The organism is Pedobacter sp. MC2016-15, from assembly GCF_026239695.1.
In the GTDB taxonomy this organism is placed as follows: Bacteria; Bacteroidota; Bacteroidia; order Sphingobacteriales; family Sphingobacteriaceae; genus Pedobacter.
This window is the reverse complement of the sequence record NZ_JAPIVS010000002.1, coordinates 388086-401269: the sequence shown is the minus strand read 5'-3', so window position 1 is coordinate 401269 and position 13184 is coordinate 388086. Positions and strand designations below refer to the sequence as shown.

Below are 13184 nucleotides of genomic sequence, written 5' to 3'. Positions count from 1 at the left end.
ATGAAATTGCATTTAAGACATATCGCAATGGTGCTTCTCGCCGGCTGGTCGTTCTCCGCATCGGGGCAGGACCATATCTATTCGCAATTTTATAACGCCCCATTGTACCTGAACCCGGCACTTACCGGACAATTTGAGGGGGATATCAGGCTGAATATGATCTACAGGAATCAATGGACAGGTATCAATGGTACCCTTTCTTATGTCAATGCTTCAGCTGATCTGAATATCCCGAACTTTGGGGGTGGCGTGGGACTTCAGTTTAACCGCAGCACAGAAGGAACGGCATTCCTGGTGAAGAACAACATCGCTGCCACTTATGCCTACAGTGTAGGTAGTGATGATTTTGTGCTTTCTTTTGGGATACAGGCCGGATTTACCAACAGACGTATCAACTGGGATAAACTGGTATTCTCCGATCAGATTGATAACCGGCTGGGATATATTCCGGGTAGTGTGAGCTCCGCACAACCACCCGATCTCGCACAGCGCTTTTTCTTTGACCCGGGGGCGGGTGTAAACCTCGTATACGGCAACTTCATGGCAGGAATAGGTGTATACCATATCAATCAGCCCGATGAATCTTTCAGTGGTGCCCAGGCGCGACTGCCCCGCAGGTTTGCAGCGAATGCCAGCTACAGGCTCCCGCTGACACGGAGTTACAATTATGGCTCGGATGATGGTTCGTACCTGATCCCTTCGGTGGTATATTACAAACAGGGCAACGTGTCTTCGATGAGTGCCGGTGCGCAGTATAAGTACAAAGGAGTGAATACCGGTTTATGGTACCGTACTGCAGGTGAAGGCGGACCGGATGCGATCGTGATCTCATTGATATTTGATATTTTTTCGAGCGACCGCAGGAATGGGGAGAAACTCAGAGTGGGAGTCAGCCATGATGCCACGACATCCAAAATCAATTATACCAATACCAACGGAACGTCTGAAGGCAGCATAGGGTACCAGAAATATTTCCCTAACAGCTCCAGCTATAACAAATTCAACGGCCTGCGCTGCTACGATTTTTATTAAAAAACCATCGTTTATTCTGCCGAAATCACGTAAATCTGTTTAGCTTTATCACATGTTTAGAGAGCAAATCTCCGTATTTGATATTTTCAAGATCGGCATCGGTCCTTCCAGTTCACACACTTTGGGCCCATGGCGGGCAGCCCAGCAGTTTACGGCATCGCTGCTGCAGCAAAACCAACTTGAAGAGGTGGTTCAGGTGAAGATATTACTGTACGGCTCTCTCGCAAAAACCGGCGTTGGTCATGGTACCGACATCGCGATTTTACTGGGACTGATGGCGGCTGATCCGGTGACTTTTGATGTGGATGCCATCGATCCCACGATCAAAGCTATAAAAACAGAACGTTCACTATCGCTGGGCGGAACGCATACAATAGATTTCGACTTCGAAGAAGACCTGGTATTTCTATACGCCGAAAGTCTGCCCTTCCACCCCAATGCGGTGACCTTTCAGGCATTCCTGAATAACGGGAAGGCGCATTCCGAAACCTACTATTCTGTAGGTGGCGGATTTGTAGTGAAGGACGGGGAGCTGAACAACGATAAAGAAATGGTGGAACTTCCCTTCCCGGTAGAGAAGGCGGGCGATCTATTGCACTGGTGCCTCACCACAGGGTTGAAAGTTTCTGAAGTAGTAATGGAAAACGAACTGGCCTGGCGCTCTGAAGCTGAAACCGTCAAGGGAGTGATGCACCATTTCAGGATCATGCAGGAATGCACGTTCCGCGGTTGTCATGCCGGGGGTTTTCTTCCCGGAGGATTAAATGTTGGCCGCAGGGCTGCAGCGTTAAATAAAAGACTTATTGGCGGAAGGCCATATACAGATTACAACAGCTGGATTGAGGCCATCAGGGCCGGAGGCAACAGCTTTAACTATACACTGGACTGGGTAAGCTGTTTTGCTCTGGCGGTGAATGAGGAGAATGCTTCCTTTGGCCGCGTGGTTACGGCACCAACCAACGGGGCAGCGGGAGTAATCCCCGCCGTTCTTCAATATGCGATTGCTTTTTGTGATTGTTTTTCTGAGAAAAAAATCCTGCAGTTTATTCTCTGCGCTTCAGAGATCGGCAGCATCTTTAAAAAAGGGGCCACTATTTCTGCCGCCATGGGCGGATGCCAGGCCGAGATCGGTGTTTCTTCTGCCATGGCTGCCGCAGCATTGACAGAATGTATGGGTGGTTCACAGCGTCAGGTGATGATGGCTGCCGAAATAGCAATGGAGCATCATCTGGGGTTAACCTGCGATCCTATCGGCGGACTGGTACAGATTCCCTGCATCGAAAGAAATACGATGGGTGCGATCAAAGCCATCACGGCGAGTCAGCTCGCCCTGCAGAGCAATCCTGATAAGGCAAAAGTAAGTCTGGGCGCAGTAGTGAATACCATGTGGGAAACTGCGCTGGACATGAACTCGAAATATAAGGAAACATCTGACGGCGGACTGGCCACAAACATCCCCATCAGCTTACCTGAGTGTTAATGCCTTTGAAACTGCAGGTGCCAGCAGCGTTACCCAATCCTTATACATTAAAGCGGAGGGATGTAAACCATCTGAGGCCACCAGGGAATTGTCTGTCGCTGCATTTCTGGAACCCGAGGTGATATCTGTATAACTGAGTCCGGCTTTAAGTGTTTCTTCTTTATTTACGGCATTAAAAGCATCAATCTCTCTGGCGATATTCTGCACTCCCCTGCCACTTTGTTTACCAAAAGGCGTAGCCCCCCAGTCGGGTATGGAAACCACAAAAACATGTGATTTATTCCCCCCTGCAAAAGTGATTGCCTGTTGCAGCAGTGCCACAAATTCCTTTCGGTAAGTATCTATGGAATTACCCCTGTACTGGTTGTTGACGCCAATCAGCAGCGTAACCACATCAAACTTGCTGCTCAGCGCTTCAGCTTTTATCGCATCCTGCAGTTCATCGGTAGTCCAGCCTGTCCTGGCAATAATCTTTGGGCGACCCAGATCTATGCCCTGGCTTTTCAGTGCCGCAGCCAGCTGATAGGGAAAGGAAGAGCTTTGTGCGACCGCCTCACCTATGGTATAAGAATCACCCAGTGCAAGGTAGCTTTGCGCTGCGGCAGGGATAGTTGTTTTCGTGGTATCAGTTTTACTCATTCCGTTGGTTGAACTTTTCTCGCATGCCATCAGCGATAGCAGAAGCAAGAATGCAGCAGTGATTTTCATAGGTAAATCTACGAAAGAACTAAAGAAACAGATGCTCTTTACAGGATAATCTCCATTTCGAACAGACGAGCAATATGGCCCCGCAGCGTTTCTTTTACAGCAGCCATATTCAGCTCATGTCCCAGCTCACGCTGCATGGAAGTCACGTCTTTATCGTCGATCCCACAGGGCACAATGTTATTGAAGTAATCGAGGTTGGCATTGACATTAAAGGCGAAGCCATGCATAGTTACCCAGCGGCTGCACCTTACGCCCATGGCACAGATCTTCCTTGCCTTCTCGTTATCCGCATCAAGCCAAACTCCTGTAAAGCCAGGATATCTGCCTGCAGGGATGCCGTAATCCGCCAGGGTCAGAATCACCGCTTCCTCCAGCGTTCTCAGGTACAGATGAATATCCGTAAAGAAATTGTCCAGGTCGAGAATCGGATAACCTACCAGCTGACCCGGCCCGTGATAGGTGATATCACCTCCACGATTAATTTTGTAATAAGTAGCGTGTTTTTCTTCCAGTCCCTTTTCGTCGAGCAAAAGATTCTCGGGATGCCCGCTTTTACCCAAAGTATAGACATGAGGATGTTCACAAAAAATCAGAAAATTCGGAGTTTGTTCCTGGGTACCGTTATTCCGGTTACTGGTTTTGATGGCAACGGTCTCATTCAGCAGGAGCTCCTGACGGTCCCATGCCTGCTGGTAATCTACCATTCCCCAATCCACAAATTTTACGTTCTTATTCATCCTGTATATTTAAGCAACCACATAACCAAGCATATAGCCCGGTATGGTATTAAAATAGCATACTGTTAATGTCTGCGTACCTGTTGGCAGATCTACAAGCACTGTCACGGAGCCATGGTCCTCCAGCATGAAAGGCTGAATATGGATATGCTGCCTGAACTCAAGTCCTTTTTTGCCGTACCATTTGTATACCGCTTCCTTGATGCACCAGCAGGCATAGAGCACCGCGGTATTGTTCTTCACGCCGGGCTGCGCGAGTTCGGGTTCATTGAGGAACTTCTGCTGTATACGGTGGATCTTTGGTTTGATCAGCTCGATATCCACGCCCACACCTTTGTCTTTGCCGATCATCACCGCGGCGTAATCGTAAGAGTGGCTGAGTGAAATGCTGTACGGGGAATTAACGAGGTAGGGCTTTCCGTGTTCATCCAGCCGGCAGTCGATATACTCAGAGGTGTTGAGCATTGTGCGCAGCAAAAACCGCGTACTTAACCACTGCAGGAGACGTTTACCCTTACTCAATGTGTCCAGGAAATCCAGCTCATGCTGCTTTAACTGGAGGCCGGAGAGCAGCTCTTCTTCCCCCTCTTCGATCTTCCATACGGCGAGTATGGTGTGATCGTCAATGTCTTGATTATAGATTACAGGCATCCTATTTAAAAAATCAATGCAAAAGTATCTTAAATTAATCATAATTTCGCCCAAAGACTAAACAAATGATACTTTCGGATAAGCGTATATTAGAGGAGATTGACAAAGGAACAATTATTATTGAGCCCTTTAAACCAGAGTGTTTAGGCACCAATTCATATGATGTTCATTTGGGCAAATATCTGGCAACATATGCAGACAGGGTGCTGGACGCCAAGGCACACAACAAGATTGTCCATTTTGAGATTCCGAAGGACGGATTTGTACTGCAGCCCGGCACTTTATACCTGGGGGTGACATTAGAATATACTGAAACACATGCACATGTTCCTTTCCTGGAAGGGAAATCGAGCACCGGCCGTTTGGGCATTGACATCCATGCCACAGCCGGTAAAGGCGATGTAGGTTTCTGCAACACCTGGACGCTGGAGATCTCCTGTGCACAGCCGGTGAAGATCTACGCTGGCATGCCGATCGGACAGCTGATCTATTTTACAGTGGAGGGCAATATCGAAAAGATGTACAATGCCAAGGACGATGCCAAATACAGCAACAAAACTACCAAACCGGTAGAGAGCATGATGTGGAAGAATAACTTTTAAACGCTGGATTAATAAGTATAGCTTTTGAGCCTCAATATTCTTATATTGAGGCTTTATTTTTTAGCTCATACCTATGAACTCAAAATTCCTGAAAGTCTTTTTATTCCTGCTGGCGGCTGCAAGTTTTTGTGCTTTCAGGCTTGCGGATGATCCTTTTGAAGCGCTGCTGAAAAAACTCGCCACTTACAATGAAGAGCATCCACAGGAAAAAGTATACCTCCATCTGGACAAACCCTATTACGCTATAGGAGATAATATCTGGTTTAAGGCCTATGTGACCGATAACAGCAGTGGTCAGCTCTCAAAGATCAGCTCTGCACTTTATGTAGACCTGATCAGTGAGAATGACTCCATCAAAAGACAGATTAAACTTCCACTGGTGAGCGGACTGAGCTGGGGAGATTTTAAACTGACGGACACGCTGAAAGAAGGGAATTACAGGATCAGGGCGTACACACAATGGATGAGAAATGCCGGTCCGGATTTCTTTTTTGATAAAACCATCAGAATCGGAAATGCCTGGGCCAACAAGGTGTTTACCAGTACTACTTATACCTTTGGAAAAAAGAACAATGCAGAAGTGGTTGATGCTGTCATCACTTTTAAGGATAAGGATGACAAGCCCTACGCTGGACAAAATGTAAGTTACGAAGTGCGGCTGAAGGATAAACCCTCCGGGCGTGGCAAGGGGATGACCAATGCACAGGGTGAGCTTAACTTCTCCTTCCAGAATACCAGCGGACGTCCTGCCTCAGGAATGATTACCGCAACGATTACTCTGCCGAATAAACAGCAGATTACGAAGACCATCCCCGTAAAAACTACTGCCAGCAGTATTTCTGTACAGCTCTTTCCCGAAGGGGGAAACCTGGTAGAAAACCTGCCTTCGAAAGTGGCTGTCAAAGCCATCAATGCTGCGGGACTGGGAGCAGATGTTTCGGGAACGATCAATGACAGCGACGGTACTGAAGTTCTGAGGTTTAGCACCAGCCACCTCGGAATGGGGAATTTCATGGTGAACCCGCAACCAGGAAAAACGTATACAGCAAAGATAAAACTGAAAGACGGCAGTGTGATGGACGTACCCTTACCAAAAGCCGCTCCAACGGGGTACGTGCTGAGTATCAACAATATTGATAGCGGTAAAGTGGCCATCAGGTTGCTCTGTGGCGAGGGGATGGCCAGCCAGGGGGAATTGAAGCTGGTTATTCAGCACAATAATAACGTGCTTGCCGTGCAGAAGATCACTTCTCCCAAGCAGGTCAATACACTATCATTACCCAAGAAAGATCTTCCATCCGGCATTCTACACTTTACATTGTTTACTGCTGCCAATCTGCCGGTGGCAGAGCGTCTGATTTTTATCAACAACGCTGCAGACCAGATGGATGTAAGTTTAACGGGATTAAAAGGCAGTTATGGTACACGTGAGCGTACCGACCTAAGCCTGTCGGCAAAGGATGGCGGTAAAGCTACAGTGGGCAGTTTCTCAATTGCTGTGACTAATACCAGTGTGGTGACCCCCGATCCAGACAACGAAAGTAATATCCTGACAGGTTTATTGCTGGCTTCCGACTTGAAAGGGTATATAGAAAAACCGAATTACTACCTGAATAACAATACAAAGGAAAGCCGCGAGCACCTGGATAACCTGATGCTGAGTCAGGGATGGAGCAGATTTGTATGGTCAGACTTAACAGCAGCCAGCCCTAAACCGGTAGCTTTCCCCGCAGAGAAATCACTGAAAGTAAGTGGTACGATTACTACCACAGGTGGAAAGCCTGTTCCTAAAGGGAAGGTTTCATTGTTTTCTACCGGCGGCGGTTTGTTTATGGTGGATACGCTTACTGACGACAAAGGGCGCTTTAACTTTGACAATCTCTCTTTTGGTGACAGTACCAAGTTTGTGGTACAGGCCAGAAATGCGAAGAATAAAAAGTACGTAGAGATCAATGTAGATGTTACTCCAGGGCAGGTGGTGACCAGGAGTAAAAATACAGGCGATATAGAAATTAATGTGAATGAGTCTATCGCGGGATACATCAAAAAAAGCAACGACTATTTTGACGGATTGAATAAACGGGGTTTACTGGAAAGGACAATTTTACTGGACCAGGTAAATGTGGTGGAGAAGAAAAACGCCAAGAGTTATTCGTCTAACCTGAACGGCCCGGGGCATGCCGATGCCGTGATTTACGCCAAAGATCTCCAAATGTACTCTAATCTTGGGCAGGCTTTGCAGGGCAGGGTTGCCGGCTTAAATATTTTTATGAACCCGCAAACAGGTGAATGGGTACCTACACTGGCCCGAAATAATGGGAAAGCTATGCAGGTTATCATAGATGGGATGTATACTGATATTAGTGGCCTGTCTACAGTATCTGTGTTTGACGTAGAGACTGTAGAGATCTTAAAAAGTGTAGCCAATACATCGATATATGGCTCAATGGGCGGTGGAGGCGTTATTATTATCACTACCAAACGTGGTGGCGGCGATATGAGTTACACAAGATATTCCCCGGGCGTCATCACCTATTCTCCGAGGGGATACTATGCGGTGAGAGAATTTTACTCTCCGCAATACACCCCTGAAAACACCTCTAAGGATGAAGACAAACGCTCTACAGTATACTGGACACCACACCTTCCAACGACAGATGGAAGCGGCAAATTCAGTTATTACAATACAGATGAAACCGGAACTTACAGGATCGTCATTGAAGGCATCAACGAAGAAGGGCATCTGGCAAGAAAAGTATATACGTACGAAGTAAAATAAATATGAACACCATCAATGTAACTATAAAAGACCGTTTAGCGCTCATTACTCTTAATCGTGGCAAATCAAATGCCCTGGACAGGGAGATGATCACTGAGCTGACAGATATGCTCCACAACATCAATAACGACGACAACATCGGCGGAGTGATCATCACCGGCAAGGAGCATTTCTTTTCTGCAGGACTGGACCTGATTGCCCTTTACGGGTATAACGAAGAGGAGATCAAATCCTTCTGGAAACTGTTTCTGGATTTCACAGCGAAGATAGTGTCATTTAAAAAACCTATGGTTGCTGCCATTAACGGACATGCCCCTGCGGGAGGATGTGTAATCGGACTCGCCTGTGATGCACGGGTGATGGCAGAGGGAAAATATATCATTGGTTTAAATGAGGTTCCGGTGGGGATTATCGTCCCTGACAGTATATTTCAGCTCTATTCTTTCTGGCTGGGTAAAGCACATGCCAGCAGAAGTCTGCTGGAAGGAAAGCTGTTCAGTCCGGAAGAAGCCATGGCCATTGGCCTGATAGACGAAGTGGTGAGCCCGGCAAGCATCATGACCGCCGCAGAACGAAGGATCAGGAAATACATGGCCATGGAGCCCAATACCTGGCAGCAGAGCAAACTCAATATCAGGAAAGAACTGATCTCGGCGACTGCCGCGGACCAGTCGGCCACCCTTGACACCCTGCTTGCCCAATGGTGGTCGCCCTCCAGCAGAAACCTCCTGAAAATGATTATCGATAACCTGCAAAAGAAATAAGCTCATGTACAACCAACCGATGTTAAGAGATGATGCGCTGAAAGGCAAAACTATAGTCGTTACCGGCGGTGGTACCGGCCTTGGCAGAGCGATGGGTACTTACCTGCTGCAACTGGGTGCAAACCTCGTCATCACCAGCCGCAAGGCGGATGTGCTGCAGAAGACCGCAGAAGAGATGGAAAAGGAAACCGGGGGAAAAGTGCTTGCAGTAAGCTGTGATGTGCGCGACTATGAGCAGGTAGAAAACGTACTGGCAGAGACACTGAAAACCTTCGGCTCTGCCGACAGCCTGATTAACAATGCTGCGGGTAATTTTATCTCTCCGACAGAACGTTTATCCGCCAATGCTTTCTCTACCATCATCGACATTGTGCTTAAAGGCTCCGTAAACTGCACCCTCGCCTTTGGTAAACACTGGATCAGGGAAAAACAGGCAGCAAGTGTGCTGAATATCGTAACTACCTACGCCTTTACCGGCTCGGCTTATGTGGTACCTTCGGCCTGTGCCAAAGGAGGTGTACTGGCCATGACGCGTTCACTGGCGGTAGAATGGGGCAAGTATGGTATCCGCAGCAATGCGATAGCACCGGGGCCGTTCCCTACCAAAGGAGCATGGGACCGCCTGCTTCCGGGAGAGCTGGCAGAGCAGTTCGACTTCAAAAACAGGGTACCCCTGAAACGGGTGGGCGACTATCAGGAACTGGCTAACCTGGCCGCCTTCCTGGTCAGTGATTTCTCTTCCTATATCAACGGTGAGGTGATCACGATTGACGGCGGAGAATGGCTGCAGGGCGCGGGGCAGTTCAATGGCCTGGAGGCGATTCCGGACGATCTCTGGGAGAGTTTTGCACAAATGACAAGAGCAGCTAAAGGGAGCTAAGCTGAATCATTTCAGCAATTTTTTTTTTAACATCTTCTTTATTTATAATTAGCTTATTTTTGTATCATGTCAACAGAAACAAAAGAAGAGACCTTTACACTTGAGGAGATATTAACCTCGCTCAAAACCACCCATCGTTTGATCTTATGGAACGATGACGTCAACACTTTTGATCATGTGATATACTGTATGACTAAATACCTTGATTACACTGACAGTCAGGCTGAAAAAATTGCCTGGGAAGTGCATAATAAAGGAAAATGTGCCGTTCTTGAAGGCTCTTTTACTGAAATGGAAGTATACCGCAAGATCCTTCAGCAGGAAGGTTTAACTGTAACGGTAGATTAATTCCGATATCCCACAAAAATATTACTGTATTCGGCCTTAAAAGGGCTGTAATAAAATAGTTACGGCCAGTTTTTTAAACTATCCCGCCGTTACTTTGTCCCACTAATCAAAAGGACCTAAAACGATATACCATAAATGAATATTTTCCGCTATAAATTCATATTTATACTGCTCGCCATTTCTATTACTTCCATTTCTTTTCAGCTAAAGGCACAAAGCCCGGGTTCGGGTAAAGTTACCGGGAAAATTATAGACGCCCAGACCAATGAAACGATCCCTTTTGCTTCTGCAGTGATCATGAACAGGGAAACCAAGGCTAATGTGGCCACCGGCCAAACAGATATCAATGGAAACCTACAGATCAATGGTATCCCCGATGGGCTATTCACGATCAAGATCAGCTATGTAGGCTACCAGACTTTGTACAGGGATTCTGTCATAGTCAACAAATCGAAACAACTGCTCGCCCTCGGAACAGTAAAGATGAAAGCGGCAAAAGGAACGGTACTTAACGAGGTGCAGGTGACCGCCAAAAAAGCACCTATCCAGCTGGGTATTGATAAAAAAGTTTTCGCGGTTGACCAGAGTCTGGTGAGCCAGGGTGGATCGGCATCTGACCTGCTCACCAACGTCCCTTCTGTGCAGGTGGATGTGGATGGAAACGTAAGCCTGAGAGGATCTACGGGTGTAAGGGTACTGATTGATGGTAAACCTTCCCTTATTGGAGGAGGTGATGTAGCAGCTATCCTGGCTTCTATCCCGGCAAGTTCTATTGAAAATGTGGAGGTGATTACTAATCCATCGTCAAAATATGATGCAGAAGGTAATTCCGGAATTATCAATATCATCCTGAAAAGAAATTCAAGGCTTGGCTTTAATGGCAACGTCGCGCTGACTGCCGGTAACAGGGATAACTATAATGGAAACGCCAGCTTAAGCTTTCAGAATAAAAACATCAATATCTATGGTAACTACGGCTACCGCTATGGCAAACGCATCGGCGGAGGATTTAACAATATCAGGTACCTGAACCGTACGGACTCACTGGGATCAGCGGAGCAGTTGACTAACTCAAACCAGATCGAGAAAAGCCAGAATATTAAAGCAGGTATAGATTATTACCTCACCAAAAAGGACATTCTGAGTTTTAACGTAGCCTACAATAAACGTGACCAGGAAAAAAGGGATTTACTGGATGTAAACACATACAGGATTGACGGCTCTCCTATCCTGGTTAGCGACAGGATCAACACGACTGATGGTAATGGTAACAGCTACGACCTGAACTTTGATTACAGTCATAAGTTTAAACCGAGTCAGGAGCTGACCTTCAACTTTGGTTATTCACGTGGTGACAATGATAACTTCCAGCAGTACAATACCACAGTAAGCAGCCTGAATGGTTTGCCTGTAACGCAGCCGCTGGACATCCTGACCAACAACAATCAGGGTAAAAACAAAAACTATAATGTGCAGGCCGACTACAATATGCCTCTGGGCAAGCTGGGGAAACTGGAAAGCGGATACCGCAGCCAGATCAGGTATTCAGACAACAACACCATCGCACAAGCATTGAATGCAGAAACTGGTGGCTTTGAGAATGATTTCCAGCTGTCGAACTTATTTAACAGTAAGGAGCAGGTTCATGCCCTTTACACAAACTACTCAAACCAGATCAATAATTTCGGTTACCAGATCGGTCTGAGGGGTGAAATTGCGAGGTTAAATACTAATTCCGGAGGATATGACCTGAACGGAAATGTAAGTAACGCTGCAGGCCGTATTGCCTACGACAGGCTTTATCCGAGTATCTTCCTGACGCAGAAGTTCAAAGGGGAACAGCAGTTGCAGCTGAGCTATACCAGGAGGGTAAACCGCCCGAGACCATGGGACACCAATCCCTTTATAGATTATTCTGATCCGCTAAGCTGGCGTCAGGGTAATCCAAACCTGCTGCCTGAGGATGTACATTCCTACGAGCTGGGCTACAGCAAATTCTGGTCAAAATTAACTTTGATCGGAAGTATTTACTCACGCCATACCAACGACCTGATACAAAGGGTACGTTCAGCTCCGGATTCAACTGGGGTAATTATCATGAGACCACTGAACTTAACGCAAAGTACCAATAGCGGGCTGGAGCTTATCGCAAAGGTAGATGCGCTGAAGGCATGGAGTTTTACGGCGAATGTCAACGGATACCATAGTAATATCAAGGCTGTACCTGAGTACAACATCGCTGAAGTATCAGGTTACAGCTGGAATGCCAACCTCACCAACAACATCACTCTTCCGGGCAACATTACACTGCAGATCCGCGGAGACTACAATTCGAGAGAAATCCAGGCTCAGGGAAAACCTAAGGCCATGTATGGGGTAGATGGCGGTGCCAAATATGATTTCCCGAATAAAAAGGCTTCGCTGAGTTTTAACATGAGGGATATCTTTAACACCAGAAGGTTTGGTGCCATCATCCAGGACGCCAATACGATCACCGATTTCCAGCGCTACCAGAAAGGGCAGATGGGTAACATCACCTTTGCGTACCGCTTCGGACAAACTACTTTCCAGAAGAAACCGAAAAAACAAGAGCAGGAACAAAGACCTGACGAAGGAACATTTTAAGAATTTCGTATCTTGCGGCATGGAAGAGACCAATCCCTGGACCACCTTAGAAAGCCGCAAGATATATGAAAATAACTGGATCAGTCTCACTGAACATCAGGTAATCAATCCCTCCGGAGGCAGAGGAATCTATGGTGAGGTACACTTCAGGAACCACGCCATCGGGATCCTCCCGCTGGATGAAGAGCTGAATACCTGGCTGGTGGGGCAATACCGTTTTCCGCTGAAGGCTTACAGCTGGGAGATCCCTGAAGGGGGTGGACCACTGGATCAGCCCCTGCTGGACAGCGCTAAGCGTGAGCTGCAGGAGGAAACAGGATTGATCGCAGGTAGCTGGACGGAACTGCTGAGGATGCACCTCTCCAATTCTGTGAGCGACGAAGCCGGGGTGGTTTTTATCGCCCGGGAGCTGACCATGGGTCCGGCTGAACCGGAAGAAACCGAAGAACTTGTACTGCGTAAACTGCCCTTTGAAGAGGCTTACCAGATGGCCCTCGATGGCAGAATTACCGACAGCATGAGTATTGCTGCTCTACTGAAAACCAAACTATTATTATTGGAAGGCAAACTATAACCGT

12 protein-coding genes are annotated in these 13184 nt (G+C 47.1%); 9 read left to right on the top strand and 3 right to left on the bottom strand.

Annotation, left to right across the window (positions count from 1 at the left end):
* Positions 1-1032 carry a PorP/SprF family type IX secretion system membrane protein gene (locus OQY15_RS06505; protein WP_265789183.1) on the top strand — a complete coding sequence of 344 codons (1032 nt, stop codon included), beginning with the start codon at positions 1-3 and terminating at the stop codon, positions 1030-1032.
* A gap of 52 nt (positions 1033-1084) precedes the next feature.
* A complete protein-coding gene (locus OQY15_RS06500) occupies positions 1085-2512 on the top strand; it encodes an L-serine ammonia-lyase (RefSeq protein WP_265789181.1) in 1428 nt (475 codons plus the stop codon).
* On the opposite strand, the gene OQY15_RS06495 is transcribed toward OQY15_RS06500, so the two are convergent.
* Genes OQY15_RS06495 through OQY15_RS06485 form a run of 3 tightly spaced genes read right to left on the bottom strand, consistent with a single transcriptional unit; the run spans position 2498 to position 4608 of the window.
* Positions 2498-3220 carry an SGNH/GDSL hydrolase family protein gene (locus tag OQY15_RS06495; protein WP_265789179.1) on the bottom strand — a complete coding sequence of 241 codons (723 nt, stop codon included), beginning with the start codon at positions 3218-3220 and terminating at the stop codon, positions 2498-2500. The two genes, OQY15_RS06500 and OQY15_RS06495, sit on opposite strands and share 15 nt — an antisense overlap.
* A 38-nt stretch (positions 3221-3258) precedes the next feature.
* Positions 3259-3957: a lipoyl(octanoyl) transferase LipB gene (gene lipB, locus OQY15_RS06490; RefSeq protein ID WP_265789177.1), complete on the bottom strand. Its 699-nt coding sequence runs from the start codon at positions 3955-3957 to the stop codon at positions 3259-3261.
* Between the two features lie 9 nt (positions 3958-3966).
* The gene (locus OQY15_RS06485; RefSeq protein ID WP_265789175.1) at positions 3967-4608 is read right to left on the bottom strand and encodes a 4'-phosphopantetheinyl transferase superfamily protein; all 642 of its coding nucleotides are present in this window, start codon (positions 4606-4608) and stop codon (positions 3967-3969) included.
* Between the two features lie 65 nt (positions 4609-4673).
* Between OQY15_RS06485 and dcd the strand changes: the two genes are divergently transcribed.
* The 7 genes from dcd (at position 4674) to OQY15_RS06450 (ending at position 13180) form a co-directional block, all read left to right on the top strand.
* Positions 4674-5210, top strand: coding sequence for a dCTP deaminase (gene dcd, locus OQY15_RS06480; protein WP_265789172.1), 537 nt, complete (start codon positions 4674-4676; stop codon positions 5208-5210).
* A 73-nt stretch (positions 5211-5283) separates the two neighbouring features.
* Complete coding sequence (locus OQY15_RS06475) at positions 5284-7989, top strand: TonB-dependent receptor plug domain-containing protein (RefSeq protein WP_265789170.1); 2706 nt, start codon at positions 5284-5286, stop codon at positions 7987-7989.
* A 2-nt stretch (positions 7990-7991) separates the two neighbouring features.
* Complete coding sequence (locus tag OQY15_RS06470; RefSeq protein WP_265789168.1) at positions 7992-8753, top strand: enoyl-CoA hydratase/isomerase family protein; 762 nt, start codon at positions 7992-7994, stop codon at positions 8751-8753.
* A 4-nt stretch (positions 8754-8757) separates the two neighbouring features.
* On the top strand, positions 8758-9633 hold the full coding sequence (locus OQY15_RS06465) for an SDR family oxidoreductase (RefSeq protein WP_265789166.1): 876 nt from the start codon (positions 8758-8760) through the stop codon (positions 9631-9633).
* Between the two features lie 66 nt (positions 9634-9699).
* Positions 9700-9981: an ATP-dependent Clp protease adaptor ClpS gene (locus OQY15_RS06460; RefSeq protein WP_265789164.1), complete on the top strand. Its 282-nt coding sequence runs from the start codon at positions 9700-9702 to the stop codon at positions 9979-9981.
* Positions 9982-10116: 135 nt separating this feature from the next.
* On the top strand, positions 10117-12606 hold the full coding sequence (locus tag OQY15_RS06455) for a TonB-dependent receptor (protein WP_265789162.1): 2490 nt from the start codon (positions 10117-10119) through the stop codon (positions 12604-12606).
* 19 nt (positions 12607-12625) lie between these two features.
* Complete coding sequence (locus tag OQY15_RS06450; RefSeq protein ID WP_265789161.1) at positions 12626-13180, top strand: NUDIX hydrolase; 555 nt, start codon at positions 12626-12628, stop codon at positions 13178-13180.
* Positions 13181-13184: the final 4 nt, after the last annotated feature.